The sequence below is a fragment of the Gynuella sunshinyii YC6258 genome, from assembly GCF_000940805.1.
GTDB classification, from domain to species: Bacteria; Pseudomonadota; Gammaproteobacteria; order Pseudomonadales; family Natronospirillaceae; genus Gynuella; species Gynuella sunshinyii.
The window spans coordinates 6,383,623-6,403,214 of the sequence record NZ_CP007142.1 but is presented as its reverse complement, the minus strand read 5'-3'; the positions used below and the strand labels follow the sequence as shown (position 1 = coordinate 6,403,214).

Genomic DNA, 19,592 nt, shown 5'->3' with positions numbered 1-19,592 from the left:
CGCCGCCACACTCTCCGGCTCATTCCCGCCACCGGTTTCATAGCTGATGTCGCCATTCAGCTGGGTGCCGCTCTGGCCGTTGAGGGTGATTTTTTTGCCCCAGAGTTTGGGTTGCCGGCGGCGTCGAGTTGTATGCCGCCGGTGCCGTCGGTGATGATGATGTTGCCGCCCTGGCTGCTCAGGTCGATGGTGCCATTGATCTGATGGGTGGCGTTGGCGGCGACTTTAACCTGCATGTCGCCGCCGCTGACTTCGGTGTTGAAGCCGTCGCCGACGGTGATCTGGATATCGCCATCGGCGGCCTGGAGGCTGTAGTCACCCTCGCTGTTGTGGTAGATGTTCTGTTGTGCGCTGAGGTTTATTTCGGTCGCAGCCTGATGACGAATGGCGCCTTGTTCGGTGCGCAGTTCGCTGTTTTGTGTGACCTGTATAGCGCGGTGCTGGCCGATGCGTTCGTTGAGGTGTTCACCTGTGTTGATCAGTAACCGGGTGCCGGCGGTCAGGCGCAGGCTGCCGTATTGGCTGAGGATGCCGGCGAAGGCGGCTTCGTTCTGGGCGCACAGTTCGCACTGGTTTTGACCGTCGAAGGTGAACAGGGCGATGCGGTTGACATAGGGATCATCGTCGAACAGCAGTTCGTTCTGACTCGGCGTGACAATCCGGGACTGGCTGGCGTTGTCGCTGGTCACTGGTCCGATCTGCCGCCGGTTGGGGATGAAGCCTAAAATGGCCATGCGGGCGGGATCGTTGTTCAGGCAGCTGACCAGCACGGTACTTGATCCAGTAAAGGAAAATGCCAGCCGGCCGAAGGTGCGTCATCGGTCTCCGGGCTGGCGTAAATACTGACACGCTCCAGCAGCGGGCTGGCCTGGGCGATGGGTTTGCCGCTCTGATCAAAAGCCGGACGCAGGTAGTAACGACCGTCGGCACTGAGTTCGGCGTAGTCATGGTGACTCTCGATCCGGGCCGGAAACAGCAACGGTTTGTCGGCCTGTTCCGCCAGGGTCAGGCGGACCGGTGTGGTCCGGCGAATGACCCAGGCTTCGTTGTGATAGCGCAGGCCATAACCGCTACCAGCGGTACGGGCATGGTGACGGACCTTATGAAGACGGAATTCCCCACTTTCGGCGACGGGCAGTTGCGAGGCATCGAGTACCAGGGTATAGCCAACGGCGAGCAGGGGTTGAAAGCTGTGCAGTTCCAGTTGCCAGTCGAACTGTTCGTCGGCCTGTTGTTGGAACAAGGCCCGTTGTTCGGCTTCGGAACGTGACAGGGGCGGTTCGAAACCCTGTACGTTGGCGTCATCCCGGCTCAGTGAGCGAGTGTCGCCTTTGACCGCATGGCCATAACGACGACGGCGTCCGGTCACCCGGCGCATGGCTTTGGTGATGCGGTTGAGCTGGGCATCGGGTGCCAGTCCGGACACCACCTGCGCCCATTGGACCTGTTCGAGATAAGGGCTGATGCCAGGGTTGTTACGGATGACCAGAGTTTCATGGTTGCGCTCGGGATGGTGTTCGAGCCAGTAAATGCCGCCCACTTCGGCGAGCAGGCGGTGGAAACATTGCAGGTTATCTTCCTGGGCTTGCAGGTATGGCCCTTTGGGTGCAGGTACCGGGTCGAGGGCCAGTTCCACTTCGAAGTCCTGATAACCGCATTCGCGCAACAATTGCCGTAATACCTGTTCGCGGTTGAGGTCCATAAATAAGCGGGTGCGTTGCAGGCGTCTGCCCCAGAGCAGTTTGGAGCAGAGGTAGAATTGCCAGTACTCGCCGGCACCGTCGCTGTGGTATTGAATACGGTCGATGACCAGCTGCCAGACACGCTGGTGATCGCCGGCCTGCATGGAGACTGTGACGGCCTGGCCGAGCAATGCATCGGTATCCTCATACAGCTCGGTGATCGGACAGTTAATTTCCAGTCGGGTTGGCTGGTTCAGATCTTCCCAGCCTTCCATGTATTGCACCGGTAATTGGGTGCCGCTGGCGAGGGTGAGGGTGATTTCGGTAAATGTCATTGTGGCGATCATGATTGATTTTCGATGCCACACGCCAGACCTTGTTTGAGCCAGGTGCTGACATTAATGCGACTGTCCATGTGATATTCCTTTCCTTAACATAATGTGCCGAGGCAGAGTACTGGTAAACCAGTTCCACTTCGAAGTCCTGATAACCGCATTCGCGCAACAATTGCCGTAATACCTGTTCGCGGTTGAGGTCCATAAATAAGCGGGTGCGTTGCAGGCGTCTGCCCCAGAGCAGTTTGGAGCAGAGGTAGAATTGCCAGTACTCGCCGGCACCGTCGCTGTGGTATTGAATACGGTCGATGACCAGCTGCCAGACACGCTGGTGATCGCCGGCCTGCATGGAGACTGTGACGGCCTGGCCGAGCAATGCATCGGTATCCTCATACAGCTCGGTGATCGGACAGTTAATTTCCAGTCGGGTTGGCTGGTTCAGATCTTCCCAGCCTTCCATGTATTGCACCGGTAATTGGGTGCCGCTGGCGAGGGTGAGGGTGATTTCGGTAAATGTCATTGTGGCGATCATGATTGATTTTCGATGCCACACGCCAGACCTTGTTTGAGCCAGGTGCTGACATTAATGCGACTGTCCATGTGATATTCCTTTCCTTAACATAATGTGCCGAGGCAGAGTACTGGTAAACGGCTCACGATAAATAAACTTCGCAGTTTATGCAGTGTATGAGAAATACACGCGCTAATCCGCGAAATAAGTCATCATTTTAAAGCCTGTGTTTTTGGTAGCATAGGTGCCTCTGTGTATACCAAGGATTGTTCTCTGATATGAAATCACCTTTGTTCTTCCTATTGGCACTGCTCTCCCTGACCCTGCCCGCCTGTGGCGATGAGTCACCTTATTCCCCGGAGGTGAAAGCCCTGATCAAACAGACCTTGAAGCATATGGTGTATGTGGAAGGCGGCAGTTTTGTGATGGGGGATGTGGGGTATGAAGTCCCTGAAACCAATCCACAGGGTGAGTGGGTGCCGATGGCCGATGGCAGCATGAGTTATCGAATGCCTTTTGGGTGTGATATGGATTGCATCGAACGGCATAAGGTCACCTTAAGTGGTTTTTATCTCAACCAATATGAAACGACGTATGCTGAGTATGATACCTATACCGAAGCGAATGGATTGCCATTGGTTCGGGAGGATCTAAGAGGTCGTTCGAGATTTATTGAAAAAGAATATCCAGTGAACCTGGGGGTAAATTGGTACGACGCTCAGGCTTATTGCCAATGGCTGGGCAAGATTACAGGTTTACCCTTTGATTTACCCACGGAGGCCCAGTGGGAATATGCTGCCCGCAGTCGGGGCATGGCGGTCCGGTATGCCACAGATAACGGTGAGTTGGAGCCGGGCCGTAATTATCGACCCCACCATCATGGCATTCAGCCAGATCCTCCAGGGACGTACCCGCCCAATCCTCTGGGGTTATACGATATGACCGGTAATGTGAATGAGTGGGTAAGGGATTGGTATATACCTAACTACTATTTGCACTCACCAGAAAAAAATCCAATAGGACCAAGTGAAGAACGATCTGGAGTCAAAGTCTCAAGAGGCTTTGGTACCGCGAATTCCGACTGGACTGCCAATACAGTATTTCGGCGGATTTCCAGGCCTCCAGAATTTACCGGAGGCAATGGCTTTCGCTGTGCCATCCACAGTGAAGAGCCATTACCCCGTTGGTCTGCATTACCGGTGGAAGGGGTTGAGTCCACTCTGAAGTGATGAGCAGCTGCACTGTCCGGGATCGGGCAGTGTGTCCCACCATTGGGTCAGGGCCGCGCGATCTTCCTTGTCATTCATAAAGTTCAACAGAGTCTCTTGTACCTGACTGGCATGGCGGCATTTTTCGGCTTCGCTGCGGCCGGCGATTGAGCGGCCAAGTGTATGTTCCAGTACTTCCTGATACTCACGTTTGCTGACAACGCCTTCGGTTAACAGAAATTGCACGGCCTCTTCCCGTTCCCGATCATAGTCAGTCAACCCCCAGCGATGCCACCAGGTTTCCTCGGTTTCGAGCAGCCGGTACAATACCCGGCCTTTCACCTCAGGTGGTGCATATCGGGCGGCACTGGCATGGTGCTTCAGGTAGTCGATCAATTGCTCCAGAGAATCGGATTCGTTTTCGCTGGTTGCAAAAGATTCATAGATATTACTACCTACATCCAGAAGCTGTACCGCTTGATTGGCCACTTCAATACCGCCCCGCATAGCCATGCCCTGAAACAGATATCCTTGTTTCATCAATTCATAAGACCATGCTACAAAACGGTCATAAATTTCATCCTGAAAGAAGTCGATGACACTGAAATCAGCCTTGCGCAATTGGTTGTATACCAGATCAATAAACGCCCAGACCTGTTTGGCATCCACAGTAAAATCCACTTTACCACCGGCACCGGCACCAATGCATAAACTGGCCTGAGCCCGGATGACAAAACGTTGAATCTGGGTGTCATAGCCAATCTGAAAGCTGCCCTGCAGTGCCGCCCCCAGATAGCCGTTGACGATGTAACCCAGGGAGCCAAGGGTGTTCCAGTCGGGCATCGCTTGCTTGTGTTCCTGCGGCTTACGCCAGTCCAGCGCGGCTTTCAGGCCGGCTTCGACTTTGGCACCCGCAAAGGCCGCAAACTTCCCTTCAGCCATCGCCGGGCTTTCTTTACGGGAACTCTCTGCCTGGGTGCCCTGAAACTCCATGCTTCCCTGCCTGGCATTGATGCTGATCGCTGCAGAGACACTGGCATTGACGCCGACATATCCTCCGACATGGCCTTCAAATTTTAAACGCAGATGCCCGAAGCTGACGTTTTCCTGTGCTTCGGTTGCTGTTTCCCCGACCAGTTCATACAACACAAATTCAACCCTGCGGTTCAATCGCTCTTCCTGCGGGGTATCAATCATAAGTTCGGTTTCGCCCAGAGGCAGAATGTAGTTACGGGCAAACTCCTGCTGGACCAGTGTTGGCAGTTTTAAATCGCCCAGCTGATAATAGTTGTGGCAGACCTTGAAATACGCACTGATCAGTTGCCGATCAGTCTGCTGCTGATCTGACTGAGGCATCAGTTTTTGAATCGCCGTGCGCATATAGATTCGCTCCACGTCGCCCCAATGCTGATCAATAAACATGATTTCCCAGATTCGGGGGTTATTGCTCAATAACCCATAGACGACCTGGGCACGGCGCTGGCTGAGACGACGGTTATACTCTCTTGTACCAGGGGCGCTGGTATGGCCGATAATGGTGAGTTGGTATTTGTTCTGACCGATGGTTTTTTTCAACAGTTCCCAGTGACGCAGGCTTTCAAAAATATCTGTGACTGCCCACAAGTTGATAAATTCCGAATCCACATCAAAATGCACCTGATTCGGCACAGCGCGATCAAAGACTTGCCAATCCCCTTTTTTGGTTTTCACCGTCATGGTGACTTTGGCTTCATGGCCGCTGGTGTCCGGATAGTACAGGGCTCCCTGCAGTTTACCCTCTGCCAGGGCAATATCCATTTCCGCTTTTGCTTCGGCACAGATCACCCCTTTGGTCAGATCCATGGCCAGACCGGTGCTGGCTCCCATGCTGTAACGCATCAGGTTGGCTTCGGCACTGGCATCCCAGCGGGCGGTTGGCAGGGGAATCTGTTCAACAGTGTGGATCAAATCCTGACGAGCTGAATTGTATTTTTGACCCTTTATTTGTGGTGCCTTTCGTAGGAGATCGAATGTGTAACCTGCGATAGGATTCTCTTTATCCCATGTTTCCTGCGCTAATCGATTGGCTTTACTGTAATCTTCCAGCGTCAAAGGCTCTGCCTGTAAATGCTCCAGGATAACCTTGCGGCGTTTATCGGAGGCGCTGCTCTGCCATTTGAGGGTTTCGTTAATGCCGGCAATCCAGTTATCCAGCGCAGTCAGTTCATCGTCCAGCAACCAGGCGGCCAGACCGGGCATAATGGTTTTGACAGAGACCTGACCGGACTTGATGTTCCATTCGGCTTTGATTTCAGCGGTGGCTTGTTTGAAGGCATCTTTGAATTTCTCCGGATCGATATCACCGGTTGGGGTTTTGAGTGACCCAAAGGCATTGTTGATATCGCCGGGCTGGCCTTCAAGTGGATAAAAACGCCGGATCTTGAGATGTTTGTGATAGGCCAGAAATTCACCCGGCATCAGGTAGATTTTGCGCTTCTTGTTGAGTGAATGCAGCTCGTACCACTGCACATCGCCGATACCTCCGCCTTTTACAAGGGCATCGAGCTTCTGGCTTACGGCTGCTTTTGCCTGCTGTTTTTGGGCATCTGTGCCGTTTTGCTGTGCTTTGAGCAACTGCTCAACGGGCTGATTGTATTGTTGGGCATAGTCGTTGAGGATATCCAGATCCGTTGCGGATAACGTGACCAGACTATGCTGCTCCGGGCAATACAGTACCTCGGCCAGTGCCTGTTCATTTTCAAGTGCCGTCGGTTTAATGACCAGCGGTTCACTGCTGGGGGGTAAGTTATGGTGTAACGTGCTGGTATGAGAATCCGTCATTCAGGCCTCCCTGTGTGTGTTGACAGCGCCCAGTACCCGCAGGCTGCAGCCGCCACTGGCGACATTGTTAAACCAGACAGTTTGATGGCGTATCTCGCCTTCATGATGCTGTTGATCAGCTGTGACTAACTGGATCAAGGTTCCATCCTCGTACTGTTGACCGGCCATTTCGGTCATGTCGACTTTAAGGTTGATATTGATTTGCAGGTTATCCGACCACTCGAATAGTGCGCTGCCGCATTCTGCTTTGGCTCGGTAGTAATAAGGTTTCAGGCCTTCAGAGGCATGGCGGTTTTCAGGCTCAGCGGTATGCTGAGGTGTTTGCCAGGATAGCGCAATGATGCCATTGGCTTCTGTTACTGTGTGGCTGAGAGTGTCGACGACCTGAGTCGAACCATCGGGGTTGACTTGCTCGATGGTGACGTTCAGGGTCGAGTCTTTCATTAAATGGGTGACGGCAATATGAAGCTCTGCCGGTTGACCAATCAGAACTGTGCGGGCCTGCCAGTTGATATCATCAATACGCGGTGCCAGTTCATCCACCAGTTCCAGCGTCTCCGGTATGTCCGGAATCTCCACCGCCGCCACACTCTCCGGCTCATTCCCGCCACCGGTTTCATAGCTGATGTCGCCATTCAGCTGGGTGCCGCTCTGGCCGTTGAGGGTGATTTTTTTGCCCCAGAGTTTGAGGTTGCCGGCGGCGTCGAGTTGTATGCCGCCGGTGCCGTCGGTGATGATGATGTTGCCGCCCTGGCTGCTCAGGTGGATGGTGCCATTGATCTGGTGGGTGGCGTTGGCGGCGACTTTAACCTGCATGTCGCCGCCGCTGACTTCGGTGTTGAAGCCGTCGCCGACGGTGATCTGGATATCGCCATCGGCGGCCTGGAGGCTGTAGTCACCCTCGCTGTTGTGGTAGATGTTCTGTTGTGCGCTGAGGTTTATTTCGGTCGCAGCCTGATGACGAATGGCGCCTTGTTCGGTGCGCAGTTCGCTGTTTTGTGTGACCTGTATAGCGCGGTGCTGGCCGATGCGTTCGTTGAGGTGTTCACCTGTGTTGATCAGTAACCGGGTGCCGGCGGTCAGGCGCAGGCTGCCGTATTGGCTGAGGATGCCGGCGAAGGCGGCTTCGTTCTGGGCGCACAGTTCGCACTGGTTTTGACCGTCGAAGGTGAACAGGGCGATGCGGTTGACATAGGGATCATCGTCGAACAGCAGTTCGTTCTGACTCGGCGTGACAATCCGGGACTGGCTGGCGTTGTCGCTGGTCACTGGTCCGATCTGCCGCCGGTTGGGGATGAAGCCTAAAATGGCCATGCGGGCGGGATCGTTGTTCAGGCAGCTGACCAGCACGGTACTTTGATCCAGTAAAGGAAAATGCCAGCCGGCCGAAGGTGCGTCATCGGTCTCCGGGCTGGCGTAAATACTGACACGCTCCAGCAGCGGGCTGGCCTGGGCGATGGGTTTGCCGCTCTGATCAAAAGCCGGACGCAGGTAGTAACGACCGTCGGCACTGAGTTCGGCGTAGTCATGGTGACTCTCGATCCGGGCCGGAAACAGCAACGGTTTGTCGGCCTGTTCCGCCAGGGTCAGGCGGACCGGTGTGGTCCGGCGAATGACCCAGGCTTCGTTGTGATAGCGCAGGCCATAACCGCTACCAGCGGTACGGGCATGGTGACGGACCTTATGAAGACGGAATTCCCCACTTTCGGCGACGGGCAGTTGCGAGGCATCGAGTACCAGGGTATAGCCAACGGCGAGCAGGGGTTGAAAGCTGTGCAGTTCCAGTTGCCAGTCGAACTGTTCGTCGGCCTGTTGTTGGAACAAGGCCCGTTGTTCGGCTTCGGAACGTGACAGGGGCGGTTCGAAACCCTGTACGTTGGCGTCATCCCGGCTCAGTGAGCGAGTGTCGCCTTTGACCGCATGGCCATAACGACGACGGCGTCCGGTCACCCGGCGCATGGCTTTGGTGATGCGGTTGAGCTGGGCATCGGGTGCCAGTCCGGACACCACCTGCGCCCATTGGACCTGTTCGAGATAAGGGCTGATGCCAGGGTTGTTACGGATGACCAGAGTTTCATGGTTGCGCTCGGGATGGTGTTCGAGCCAGTAAATGCCGCCCACTTCGGCGAGCAGGCGGTGGAAACATTGCAGGTTGTCTTCCTGGGCTTGCAGGTATGGCCCTTTGGGTGCAGGTACCGGGTCGAGGGCCAATTCCACCTCGAAGTCCTGATAACCGCATTCGCGCAACAGTTGCCGTAATACCTGTTCGCGGTTGAGGTCCATAAATAAGCGGGTGCGTTGCAGGCGTCTGCCCCAAAGCAGCTTGGAGCAGAGGTAGAATTGCCAGTACTCGCCGGCACCGTCGCTGTGGTATTGAATACGGTCGATGACCAGCTGCCAGACACGCTGGTGATCGCCAGCCTGCATGGAGACTGTGACGGCCTGGCCGAGCAATGCATCGGTATCCTCATACAGCTCGGTGATCGGACAGTTAATTTCCAGCCGGGTCGGCTGGTTCAGATCTTCCCAGCCTTCCATGTACTGCACCGGTAATTGGGTGCCGCTGGCGAGGGTGAGGGTGATTTCGGTAAATGTCATCGTGGCCGCCCTCAGTTGTCGCCGATGCTGCCGCCTTTGATGGCGATGCTGTCTGCGGTCAGTTCAATGCTGTTGGCCTGTAGAGTCAGGTTGCCGGAGCCATCCAACTGCACGGTGGCGTCGCCCTGAGTGATGGTGATGCTGTTGCCCTGGCTGTTGAATACCTGATCGGCACCGGTTTCCAGACTGTAACTGCCATCACTGACAAGAATGTCGCAGTTGCCGCTGTCAACCTGCTGCCAGAAGTTGTTTCCGGCCTGGAACTGCATGGCTTTGGTGGCGCGCAGTTCAATATTCTGTTCGCGGTTGTGCATCCGTATGGCCTTGCCGGCGGTCCATTCCATATCCGTCGAGGCGGCTACGGTGATTTGTCCTTCCTCGGTTTGCAGGCTGTAGTCCTGTTGTACGTGAATGCTGTGATTGGCTCCGACGGTGACCTGCTGGTCCTCGCCACTTTCAAAGGTGGCGGATTTGCCGGCGCGTAAACGAACCTCGCCCTGCTCAGAAACCAGTTCTGCAAAATGACCTTCGCTGGCGGCGCTGAGGGTCAGGTGGTTCTGATCTTCCGGTGTGGTCAGGTGAATGTGTTCCTGGTCCGGGGTGTCATCGAACAGCAGTCGGTGGTCACCCCGGGTGCGGATCAGGTTCTGTCTGGCGTTGGCGTCGGTGACCGGGTTTTCGGCCTGTCCGTTATACAGCGCGCCCTGGATGTAAGGGCGGTCAAGGTCGCCGTTTTCCCATAACACCGAGACTTCGGTGCCTTTAGCCAGCGGGAAGTGCATGCCGTGGTCACTGCCACCCAGGGGTTGCATCAAGCGGATCGGTGGACTGGCAGGGCCTTCGCTGTTGGCGCGGCGGTCGAATGGCAGCCGCACACGGTAACAACCGTTGTCGTCGATTTCTTCGGTGATCACGGCACTCATGGCGGCATAGTGCGGTTGTCTTGGTGCATAGGGTGGACACCAGGGCAGGTCTGCTGGCAATACGATCAAATCACAGCTCCAACCTTTATCATTGCTGCCACCGCTGGCCGCGCGCTGGGAACCGGAGTATTCAACGTCGATGACCCGGTAGTCGCCACTGAAACGGGGATGATCTGTCAATTGCAACAACATGCCTGGCGAGAACTCGCGGCTGGTGGTGCGAATGGTCAGGGTCTGGCGCTGCCAGTCATGGACCTGGGCCATCCGGGTGGCCAGTTGCCGGCCACTGTCAGAGGAATCATAGTTTAATCCCCAGTGCTCGCTGGTGCCGATTCCCTGAGCGGTGCCGAGGCTGGCGTCGGTCATCAGACTGGCAGAGACCCAGGGCTGATAGTCATTCAGGACAACCTGAGACAAATGGTGTTGCTGGTTCTGAATGACGGCGGAAACATGGGTGTCGTCTTTGGCCGCGCCGGCGTTGGTGGCAAAGCGCTGGTTGATGGTGATTTCGTGCTCGGGTAATTGAGTCAGGTCGTCGCTCAGTTGTACGATTGTTCGGGTATCGTCCTGGTGCAGATTCAGAAACACGCCCTCTTTGGCCAGAATACGACGAATAAAATCGTAGTCGGATTCGTGGTATTGCACCGTCATTGGCAACACCGGTGAGGTTTGGCAGAGCACATCGACACCCGCCAGATCGCCAAGGCTGTTTTGCAGCAGTTCTTCAGCAATGTCGGTCGCTGAACGATCTACAAAGACCCGGTTATGCTGTTGATGACGAAGCGGATTCAAGACCGACGAGATGGTGAGTTGTAGTCCCCGATAATCGCCATTGCCGTCTGCATCGGTCCATTCGGTGATCAATCCGTGCAGTGGTTTCAGGGAGCCGCCGGTTTGCAGCTGGAAGGTCGTTGCCGCATGCAGCAGGGTGGTATCGTCGATATCCTTAAGGGCCAGGACTTTCAGCTTCAGAGTAAAGTCCTGATGAAAACGCCAGTGTTGTAATTTCACACTCTCAACCAGAAAACTGTCACCAGACAGATCGCCGACTTTGAGAAAGAACTGGCTGCTGTCTGCGCCTAGAATCTGGCGGGCAGCATGAACGATGGGGGCGGTGGATTGGGTCATCTCGAAAGTTCCTTATCGAAAACAGAAATTCAATAACCTGAATGAGCAACAGGCAAAACGGGGGAATGAAGGGAAAATCACTGGCCGGTCCTCAGGCATGACTTTAATAATCAGGTGCTGAGTGTGATATTCACTGGGAAAACAGAAAATAACTGCATCATGAGAAAAGGCATCGAAAGCTCCTTATCGATTAATTCATTCCTGAGACAGAGATGGTCGAAGACTGGCTGACCATTAATGTGAAGGTGACTTATAGTACTTCAGGTAATGGTTAGCAAGCAGATTAGTCGGGGTTTGTGAGAAGTGTCTCATATCATATGGGCAGGCCTGTAGATGCAATGGTCTACTGCATTTTCGTGATACGGCCACAATTCATCAGGGCGAACATTTGTTTGAGGCTCCAGCCGATTGCTGGAGCCGGAAGGTTGTTATTGCAACAGGTTATAGATAAAGACGATCAGCACCAATATCGGAGCAATAAAGCGTACCAATACCAGCCAGAACTGATGAGCGAGCGGTGAGACTGACATTTCTTCCCGGCTGATCCGGGACTTGACCACCCAGCCGGCAAACAACGCAATGAACAGACCACCTAATGGCAGCATGATGTTGGCAGTCACGTAGTCCAGCATGTCGAAGAAGTTTTTGCCGAAGAACAGAATGTCACTGCCTTTGTTGAAGGACAATAATGCGCCAATCCCCAGTATCCAGCCAAGCCCTCCAAGGATGAGACAGGCCTGCAGGCGGTTCAGTTTGAATTTTTCCACCACAAACGCAACCGACGGTTCCATCAATGAAATGGAGGAAGTCCAGGCAGCAATGCCGACCAGAATAAAGAACAGGGTGCCGAACAGCTGACCCAGGGCGATATTGCCGAACGCAACCGGCAGTGTCACCAGCATCAGGCCAGGCCCCTGACCGGGGTCCATTTGGTTGGCAAAGACAATGGGGAAGATGGCCAGACCGGCAATCAATGCCACCGCGGTATCCAGAAACACCACAAGTAAGGCGGTGCTGCCGATGGAGGCTTTCTGGGTCATATAAGAGCCGTAGGCGATCATGGTGCCCATGCCCAGACTGAGGGTGAAGAAAGCATGCCCGAGGGCTGAGAGAACGGCCTTTGCGGTCAGTTTTGAGGGCTCGAAATCAAACATGAAATGCCAGGCATCGATAAAATGACCGCTGCTGACACCGTAACCGAATGCTACGATTAACAGGACAAACAGGATCGGCATGAGAATTCTGACGCCGCGTTCGAGTCCTTCATTGACACCTTTAACCACAATTGCCATGGTCAGTACGGTAAAGACGGTATGCCAGATCAGCATTTTGCCCGGGTCAGCCAGCAGTGCGTTGAATATATTGCCGACCTGCTCCATATTGCTGCCATTGAATGTACCGCTGCCCATTTCGACGGCATATTCCAGAATCCAGCCGGCAACAACAGAGTAGAAGCCGAAAATCAATAAACCCGCAACAGCCCCGACCCAACCGATTAATTGCCACAAGGTCGATCCGTTCGATTCGGAGGCAACATCGATCAATGAGTTGACCGGACTTTGGCGTCCCCGGCGTCCGACCATGATCTCTGCCATCAGAATTGGTAGCCCGATCAGTGCAACGCAGATCAGATATACCAGGACAAATGCCCCGCCACCGTTGACGCCGGTAATATACGGAAATTTCCAGATATTACCCAAACCAACAGCGGAACCCGTTGCCGCCATAATAAAGACCCAGCGACTGGCCCAAATACCGTGTATGGATTTTTTGTCTGACATTACAACTTTTTCTTTTTGTATGAATAGTGGAACCCGGGATTCTTCCGAAAGCTGCCCGTAGATGCAAGGTGATATGTCAAGAAACCGGAAACAAGATGTGGTAAGTCACTCAAAAGACATCTTTGGAAGCGTCGTGAATGGAAAATTGTAAACCAGCATACATACCTGTCTGTTCAAGAATTGCGCGACCCTCAAAGGGTTAGCTGATCCAGATCCACAATATGTGTCAGTGCAATATGCTGAGGCTCAATATGAGAGGCGATCATCACAATATGTTGATCCCGAATCGCTTCGAGATTATTTGTCAAAGCATCGCGGGTTTGCTGGTCGAGCCCTTCAAACGGTTCATCCAGCAACCAGACCGGCGCGTTGCTGAGCCAGGCGCGGGCCAGTCCGAGGCGTTTTTTCTCGCCCCCGGAGAGATCCCGGCCCAGTTCTCCAAGCCATTGATCCAGACCCTCCTGTAACAGTGTTTCGAGCCGGGCAAACTGTAAGGCCTGAGCTAACCGGGTGTCATCGGCGTCGGGTGCAGCCAACAGCAGATTGTTGCGCAGGCTGTCTGACAGAATATAGGGGAACTGCTCAATATACAGCAGCGAGGCGGGCCGCCAGTGAGAGCAGGTCTGACCATTCAACCGTAATATTCCGTAAAACGGCAACAAAGCCCCCAGTGCCATCAGCAAAGAACTTTTACCGCTGCCGGAGCTGCCTTTGATCCACAGAATATTGCCGCGCTGAAGTTGCAGATTGAGTGGCTGACCCACCTGTTCGTTCCGTTGCCAGCCAAAGCCTTGCAACTGTAGATGATGAATGTTCACCGGTGCAGAACTGCTTTCCGCCGGAAGTTTCTCAGGTATGGAATCTGTTGCGATCGCCAGACGGGCCTGACGGGCGTCGATTCCGGCACTGATGGCACGGACACCGTTACCGAGCCAATCTGGCATGGCGATATAAACCAGAAATACCAGCAGTGCGTAAGGAGATCCGGTAAGAGTGTCCGGGGTGGTGTAAATGGCCATGACCAGAGCCATCGACGATAACAGCAACAGTGACCACTCACTCTGATGCTGACGTGTCTGTAGTGTCAGTACATGGTTAAGCCACTGCTGTTCCTGTTGGTTCAAGGCCTGGTGAGTCAGCTGATAATTCCACAGCGGGGCAGAACGCAGATAATGTTCCAGTTCGAAGCGATAGACTGACTGTTGTTCGTTAAGACGCTGTTTGATGTCGCGCAGGCGCTGGTATTGCAGAATGATCAGGCCAATGACCAGCAACATCGTGGCGATGAACAGGCTCAGTTGACCCGGTGCCAGTATGATTAAGGTGATTCCCACTGCGGTGGCGAGGGTCAGCGCGGAGAGGTTCGGGTGCAGATAACTCAGACTGGCATTGGCCAGCGATTCTACATGCAGGGTCAGTTTTTCCAATTCTCCGGCCCGTGGTGCCGTCTGTGAGGACTGCATGACCTGGGAAAACAGTTTCAGTCTCAACGTGCCGAGTATGTCGAACAGCGAGGCATGACCGATATATTTTTCTCCATAGCCACTGATAATCCGTATAAACGCCAGCAACCGGATCAGCGTGGACGGCACCACGTAGTTGAAGTTCAGGGCCAGAGGACTCAGACCGGCCACCGCAGCGGCGGCAATAAACCAGCCTGATAGCAACAGGAGTGTCAAACCGGCAGCGGCATTGATGACTGCCAGTAACAGCGCGCTGATCCTAATCATGACGCTCGATCTCCTGCTGAATGAACACGCGCTGTCCGGCATCAAGGGTCCAACGGTGGGTGAAAAAATCCTGGTCCAGCGGACGATGGGAAATCCAGATCACGGTTTTTTCCCGCAGTAATTGCTGCAACAGTTCGGTCAGACGCTGTTGCTGTTCTGAGGCCAGATGAGCTGTGGGCTCATCGAGAAAAATAACCGGCTGATCAAATAACAATATTCTGGCCAGTGCCAGCCTTTGCTGCTGGCCACCGGATAAGGGTGGATGTTCTCCCAGTGGCGTATCGAGTTGTTGGCTGCTCTGGGTGACCCAATCGTCCAGCTCGACCCGTTGCAGCACTTGCCAGAGTTGTTCATCGCTGCGCGGATGACCCAGGGTCAGATTGTCGCGGACACTGCCGGGCAGTAGTACGGCGTGTTGTCCAAGCCAGGAAATCTGCTGCCATTGCAGAACTTCCAGCGGCTGGTCGCTGTGCAGGGTGCGCTGCCCCATCAAGGCTTCAAGCAAAGTCGATTTACCCGCCCCGGAAGGGCCTTGCAGCAGTATTTTATTGCCGGGGTGGAAATCAAGCTGATGAATCTGAATCAATGGCTGGCCGCCATCGTGAAGGATGCTGACATCCCGCCAGTGCAGTTCATAATTGCTGGAGCGGTGGTGTGGAACATCGACCGGGCGGGCAATGATTTGCTGTAAATCCTGTGCGGCACCGAGGGCTTCGGCTTTGCTGTGGTAAAACCGGCCGAGGGTTTTGAGTTCAGCAAAAAACAGTGGCGCCAGTAACAACACAAACAGGCCTTTTTGCAGGTCCATTGGTTGTCCCCAACTGCCAAATGGAATGTCTCCAAGCAGGGAAAACCCGATGATCACGGCGACCAGCGCCATGGCAATCGTGGCGAAAAAGTCGAGTACAGAGGAGGACAGAAACGCCAGGCTGACGACTTTCAATGTACGTTGTTTCAATTGCTCGGAGGCCTGTTGAAACAATTGTTTTTCCGCTTCAGTACGGTCAAACACCTTTAACAGCTGTCGCGCTTTCAGGCGATCCAGAAAAATGCCACTCAACCGCTCGATGGCCAGAAAATGTTGCCGATGGGCATTGGCGGCTCCAACACCAACGATCCACATAAACAAGGGCACCAGCGGGGCTGACAGCAGCAACAGAAGGCCAGCCAGCCAGCTCAACGGCATAACCGCAGCCAGCACGATCACGGGGATGATGCTGGCGATGCGTTGCTGACTCAGGTAATCGCAATAATACCCTTGCAAGGCAGGGATTCGTTTCAGAAAGAAGGCCTGCCAGCTGGCATTGGTGTGGCTGCGCGACAAGGCCAGGCTGTATTGCTGCAAACGCTGGTGCAGGGCCTGCTGGAAATGCTGCGTGATCTGACGGCGCAGCAGCGTTTGCTGATGGGCTTTGAGCTGATTGAACAACAATTGCCCCGCCAGGCACAGTATCAGCCCGCCAACTATTGAGGCAGAGGGACGCTGCTGCTGAATAATCAGCGTCTGGGCAATGATGGCGATGAGATACAGTGATGCCAGCTGCACCATGAACTGCAGTACGGCGGCCAGTATCACTTTCCGGGTAGCGGACTGAAACGGCCGACCCTGCTGTCTGAGCCATTGCATCAGTTGTGGGTCATTGCTGGGTTTCATAGCGTAAAAAGGGGACCGGCCGGCTGACAGCCGGTGTCCCCTTTACACCGGCAATGGCTATTTGTCGCTGTCTATGTCGCGGTCCAGGTTTTCGGTGCTCTCAAGCCACATAGCATTAATGATACCGAAGGAGCAGGCCAGCAGGACGCCGAGTATCCAGGTAAAGTACCACATCTTGATTCTCCTAACAGACAGTTAATACAGGGAGTGGCTGTTGGCCACAATGTGTTCTTCTTTCAGGCGACCACGCATGACCCAGAAGCAATAGGCCGTGTAAGCCAGCACTATCGGCACAAAAATCATCGCCACCCAGAACATGATGTCGAGGGTTTTATGGCTGGAAGTGGCATCCCAGATCGTCAGTGAGGCATTCAACATGGTATTGCTGGGCATCAGGAACGGGAACATGGAGAACCCGGCAGTCAGAATAACCCCGGCAATCGTTAAAGAACTGAACACAAATGCCCAACCGGCCTTACCGGCTTTGGACATCAGCGCGGTTACGATCGATGCCAGCACACCCAGTACCGGTGCCGCGATCATCCAGGGATACAGTGTGTAATTGTGCATCCAGCCACCGCTGACCGTTTCAACGGTTTTATGCAGTGGATTGGAGGCGGCGGCACCGTTCACGACAGAAGTGATGGTGTAGCCATCCACTCCGAAGGCGACCCAGATACCGGCCAGAATGAACAGCATGCAGGTGGTCAGCGATAGTGCAAATGCCACGCCCTCCGCGCGTTTTCTGAGTGTTCCGGTGGTTTTCATCTGCAACCAGGTGGCACCGTGGGACAGCAGCATCGCCACGCTGACCAGACCGGTGACCAGCGCAAACGGTCTGAGCAGGCCGAAGAAGGAACCGCTGTAAGTGGCTTTCAGATTGGCATCCATGGAGAACGGTACTCCGAGCAACAGGTTGCCAAACGCAACGCCAAAGATCAGCGCCGGAACGAGACCACCGGCAAACAAAGCCCAGTCCCAGAATTCACGCCATTTTCGACCTGGCAGCTTGCTGCGGTAGTCAAAACCCAGAGGACGCATCCACAGGGCGGCCAGGGTCAGGCCGAGAGCCAGATAAAACCCGGAAAATGCGGTTGCATAGATCAATGGCCAGGCGGCAAAAATGGCACCGCCGGCGGTGATAAACCAGACCTGGTTGCCATCCCAATGCGGGCCAATGGTATTGATCATGACCCGGCGTTCGTTGTCGCTTCTGCCCACCAGGGTCAACAGTGCACCGACCCCGAGATCAAAACCGTCGGTGATGGAAAAGCCGATCAGCAGAACTCCGACCAGTACCCACCAGATGATGCGTAACATTTCATAATCAATCATGCTTCAACTCCTCTCAGACGGCTGTGATCAGGAATGGGGGTGTTGCCGTGGGACTCCGGTCCTTTGCGGGCGAACTTGACCATGACGAACATCGCCACCGCAAACATGCAGGAGTAGAACAGCCCGACACCCAGCAGAGATATGACGATGTCAGTGATGGTCAGATTGGAAACCGCAGTATGTATTGGCAGCACCTCGGCGATTGCCCAGGGCTGGCGGCCATACTCCGCCACGAACCAGCCGGCTTCGCAGGCGATCCAGGGCAGAGGCAGGCTGAACAATGCCATTTTTAGAAACCATCTGGGCTTGCCGATGTGATGCCGGGTGCTGTACCAGAACGCCAGTGCGAACACCAGCAACATAAAGAAACCGGCCGCCACCATAATGCGGAAGCTCCAGAACATCGGCCAGATTTTGGGAATGCTGTAGTCGACCGCGGCATCCACTTCGGCCGGAGTCGGGTTATTCATGTCTTGGGCGAAAGGCTCCAGCAACAGACCATAGCCCAGATCCTTGACGGTGGCATCGAAACGGGACTGCTCTGTCGGAGTCAAACTTTGTTGCTGCATTTTTTGCAGCAGACTGTGGGCTTCGGCACCGTTAATGATTTTTTCCCGGTTGATGTCTTTGAGATCCTTGATACCCAGTACCGGTTCATCGATTGAACGGGTGGCGATCAGGCCCATGACCCATGGAATCTTGACGGCGAAGTCGGTGTGTTCAGTATCACCATTGGGTAATCCAAACAGGGTAAACGAAGCCGGTGGTGTCTGGGTTTCCCATTCCGCTTCCACCGCAGCCAGTTTGACTTTCTGGACATCGCCAAGTTCATAGCCGCTTTCGTCCCCGAGCACGATCACTGACAGCGCCGAAGCAAGACCAAAACTGGCGGCGATGGCAAAAGAACGACGGGCAAATGCAACGTGCTTGTTGCGCAGCAGGTAGTAAGAAGAGATGGCCAGAATAAACATGGCTCCGGTGACATAACCGGCCGAGACGGTATGAACAAATTTTACCTGCGCCACCGGATTGAAAATCAGGTCGGAAAAGCTGGTCATTTCCATCCGCATGGTCTCTGGATTGAACACGGAACCTTGAGGGTTTTGCATCCAGCCGTTGGCAACGAGAATCCACAGGGCGGAAAAGTTACTCCCCAGCGCCACCAGCCAGGTCACCATCAGGTGTTTGACCTTGCTGAGCCGGTCCCAGCCGAAGAAGAACAGACCGACAAATGTTGACTCCAGGAAGAACGCCATCAGTCCTTCAATTGCCAGAGGGGCTCCAAAAATATCACCGACATAATGGGAGTAATATGACCAGTTCATACCGAACTGAAACTCCATAGTGATTCCGGTTGCGACCCCAATGGCAAAATTGATACCAAACAGCTTTCCCCAGAACTTGGTCATGTCACGGTAAATTTCTTTACCCGTCATCACATAGACAGACTCAATGACTGCCAATAAAAACGTTAATCCAAGGGTTAGCGGTACAAAAATAAAGTGATACATCGCGGTGAATGCAAATTGCAACCGCGATAGCTCGATGAGAGTTTCGTTCATGGGTGATCCTCTTAATGCTGAGTGTCCCTGGGCATTTTGCCGGTATCTGCCTTGGTGTTAGCCACCATTGTTCAGTCTCTCCTAATATAGTGACCTGACTTATCCCGCACAGTGATGTATATCAGTAAAACCTAAAATAAATAAAGTAAACGCGACAAAAAGGTTGCTATACCGCGAAGATTTTGATCTATTAATAGATCTACAGAATAAGCACGTCCTGTTGTTATAATTCAGAATCACTAATCCCCATTCGGCAAATACGATATTGCCAATGTTTTTGGTTGGCGCGGTTATGCGTGTCCCCTTCCCGGCGTTTTCGAATGCT

The 19,592-nt window shown here is 54.1% G+C and carries 13 protein-coding genes; 1 reads left to right on the top strand and 12 read right to left on the bottom strand.

What is annotated here, in order from left to right:
- Nucleotides 1-56: 56 nt before the first annotated feature.
- The 3 genes from YC6258_RS26505 to YC6258_RS26495 are packed head-to-tail and all read right to left on the bottom strand — an operon-like array spanning nucleotide 57 to nucleotide 2,537.
- Entirely contained in the window at nucleotides 57-770 is a 714-nt protein-coding gene (locus YC6258_RS26505; RefSeq protein WP_044619540.1) for a hypothetical protein, read from the bottom strand.
- Nucleotides 752-2,017 carry a phage late control D family protein gene (locus YC6258_RS26500; RefSeq protein ID WP_169749042.1) on the bottom strand — a complete coding sequence of 422 codons (1,266 nt, stop codon included), beginning with the start codon at nucleotides 2,015-2,017 and terminating at the stop codon, nucleotides 752-754. Before YC6258_RS26500 ends, YC6258_RS26505 begins: the two co-directional genes overlap by 19 nt.
- Nucleotides 1,911-2,537 carry a contractile injection system protein, VgrG/Pvc8 family gene (locus YC6258_RS26495; RefSeq protein WP_044619538.1) on the bottom strand — a complete coding sequence of 209 codons (627 nt, stop codon included), beginning with the start codon at nucleotides 2,535-2,537 and terminating at the stop codon, nucleotides 1,911-1,913. Before YC6258_RS26495 ends, YC6258_RS26500 begins: the two co-directional genes overlap by 107 nt.
- A gap of 269 nt (nucleotides 2,538-2,806) precedes the next feature.
- Between YC6258_RS26495 and YC6258_RS26490 the strand changes: the two genes are divergently transcribed.
- Nucleotides 2,807-3,757: a formylglycine-generating enzyme family protein gene (locus tag YC6258_RS26490; RefSeq protein WP_052830608.1), complete on the top strand. Its 951-nt coding sequence runs from the start codon at nucleotides 2,807-2,809 to the stop codon at nucleotides 3,755-3,757.
- On the opposite strand, the gene YC6258_RS26485 is transcribed toward YC6258_RS26490, so the two are convergent.
- The 9 genes from YC6258_RS26485 to YC6258_RS26445 all read right to left on the bottom strand — a co-directional run bounded on the left by YC6258_RS26485 (nucleotide 3,722) and on the right by YC6258_RS26445 (nucleotide 19,267).
- The gene (locus tag YC6258_RS26485; protein ID WP_044619537.1) at nucleotides 3,722-6,556 is read right to left on the bottom strand and encodes an OmpA family protein; all 2,835 of its coding nucleotides are present in this window, start codon (nucleotides 6,554-6,556) and stop codon (nucleotides 3,722-3,724) included. The genes YC6258_RS26490 and YC6258_RS26485 overlap by 36 nt on opposite strands.
- Nucleotides 6,557-9,154: a contractile injection system protein, VgrG/Pvc8 family gene (locus YC6258_RS26480; RefSeq protein ID WP_044619536.1), complete on the bottom strand. Its 2,598-nt coding sequence runs from the start codon at nucleotides 9,152-9,154 to the stop codon at nucleotides 6,557-6,559.
- 11 nt (nucleotides 9,155-9,165) lie between these two features.
- Nucleotides 9,166-11,205 carry a type VI secretion system Vgr family protein gene (locus YC6258_RS26475; RefSeq protein ID WP_044619535.1) on the bottom strand — a complete coding sequence of 680 codons (2,040 nt, stop codon included), beginning with the start codon at nucleotides 11,203-11,205 and terminating at the stop codon, nucleotides 9,166-9,168.
- Between the two features lie 428 nt (nucleotides 11,206-11,633).
- Nucleotides 11,634-12,986 carry a sodium-dependent transporter gene (locus YC6258_RS26470; RefSeq protein ID WP_044619534.1) on the bottom strand — a complete coding sequence of 451 codons (1,353 nt, stop codon included), beginning with the start codon at nucleotides 12,984-12,986 and terminating at the stop codon, nucleotides 11,634-11,636.
- Nucleotides 12,987-13,177: 191 nt separating this feature from the next.
- Entirely contained in the window at nucleotides 13,178-14,716 is a 1,539-nt protein-coding gene (locus YC6258_RS26465; RefSeq protein WP_044619533.1) for an ATP-binding cassette domain-containing protein, read from the bottom strand.
- A complete protein-coding gene (locus YC6258_RS26460; protein ID WP_052830607.1) occupies nucleotides 14,709-16,370 on the bottom strand; it encodes an ABC transporter ATP-binding protein/permease in 1,662 nt (553 codons plus the stop codon). The genes YC6258_RS26465 and YC6258_RS26460 overlap by 8 nt, the downstream gene beginning before the upstream one ends.
- A gap of 57 nt (nucleotides 16,371-16,427) precedes the next feature.
- Entirely contained in the window at nucleotides 16,428-16,544 is a 117-nt protein-coding gene (gene cydX, locus YC6258_RS29345; RefSeq protein WP_044619532.1) for a cytochrome bd-I oxidase subunit CydX, read from the bottom strand.
- A 21-nt stretch (nucleotides 16,545-16,565) separates the two neighbouring features.
- Nucleotides 16,566-17,705 carry a cytochrome d ubiquinol oxidase subunit II gene (gene cydB, locus YC6258_RS26450; RefSeq protein ID WP_044619531.1) on the bottom strand — a complete coding sequence of 380 codons (1,140 nt, stop codon included), beginning with the start codon at nucleotides 17,703-17,705 and terminating at the stop codon, nucleotides 16,566-16,568.
- Nucleotides 17,702-19,267 (bottom strand): cytochrome ubiquinol oxidase subunit I, encoded by a 1,566-nt coding sequence (locus YC6258_RS26445; protein WP_044619530.1) that lies wholly within the window; start codon nucleotides 19,265-19,267, stop codon nucleotides 17,702-17,704. Before YC6258_RS26445 ends, cydB begins: the two co-directional genes overlap by 4 nt.
- Nucleotides 19,268-19,592 lie beyond the last annotated feature (325 nt).

What these genes read in the sequence shown, in the direction of transcription:
- YC6258_RS26460 (WP_052830607.1), bottom strand. Translation starts at nt 16,370, where the DNA reads ATGAAACCCAGCAATGACCCACAACTGATGCAATGGCTCAGACAGCAG.
- YC6258_RS26495 (WP_044619538.1), bottom strand. Translation starts at nt 2,537, where the DNA reads ATGACATTTACCGAAATCACCCTCACCCTCGCCAGCGGCACCCAATTA.
- cydB (WP_044619531.1), bottom strand. Translation starts at nt 17,705, where the DNA reads ATGATTGATTATGAAATGTTACGCATCATCTGGTGGGTACTGGTCGGA.
- YC6258_RS26490 (WP_052830608.1), top strand. Translation starts at nt 2,807, where the DNA reads ATGAAATCACCTTTGTTCTTCCTATTGGCACTGCTCTCCCTGACCCTG.
- cydX (WP_044619532.1), bottom strand. Translation starts at nt 16,544, where the DNA reads ATGTGGTACTTTACCTGGATACTCGGCGTCCTGCTGGCCTGCTCCTTC.
- YC6258_RS26500 (WP_169749042.1), bottom strand. Translation starts at nt 2,017, where the DNA reads ATGACATTTACCGAAATCACCCTCACCCTCGCCAGCGGCACCCAATTA.
- YC6258_RS26445 (WP_044619530.1), bottom strand. Translation starts at nt 19,267, where the DNA reads ATGAACGAAACTCTCATCGAGCTATCGCGGTTGCAATTTGCATTCACC.
- YC6258_RS26485 (WP_044619537.1), bottom strand. Translation starts at nt 6,556, where the DNA reads ATGACGGATTCTCATACCAGCACGTTACACCATAACTTACCCCCCAGC.
- YC6258_RS26470 (WP_044619534.1), bottom strand. Translation starts at nt 12,986, where the DNA reads ATGTCAGACAAAAAATCCATACACGGTATTTGGGCCAGTCGCTGGGTC.
- YC6258_RS26480 (WP_044619536.1), bottom strand. Translation starts at nt 9,154, where the DNA reads ATGACATTTACCGAAATCACCCTCACCCTCGCCAGCGGCACCCAATTA.
- YC6258_RS26475 (WP_044619535.1), bottom strand. Translation starts at nt 11,205, where the DNA reads ATGACCCAATCCACCGCCCCCATCGTTCATGCTGCCCGCCAGATTCTA.
- YC6258_RS26465 (WP_044619533.1), bottom strand. Translation starts at nt 14,716, where the DNA reads ATGATTAGGATCAGCGCGCTGTTACTGGCAGTCATCAATGCCGCTGCC.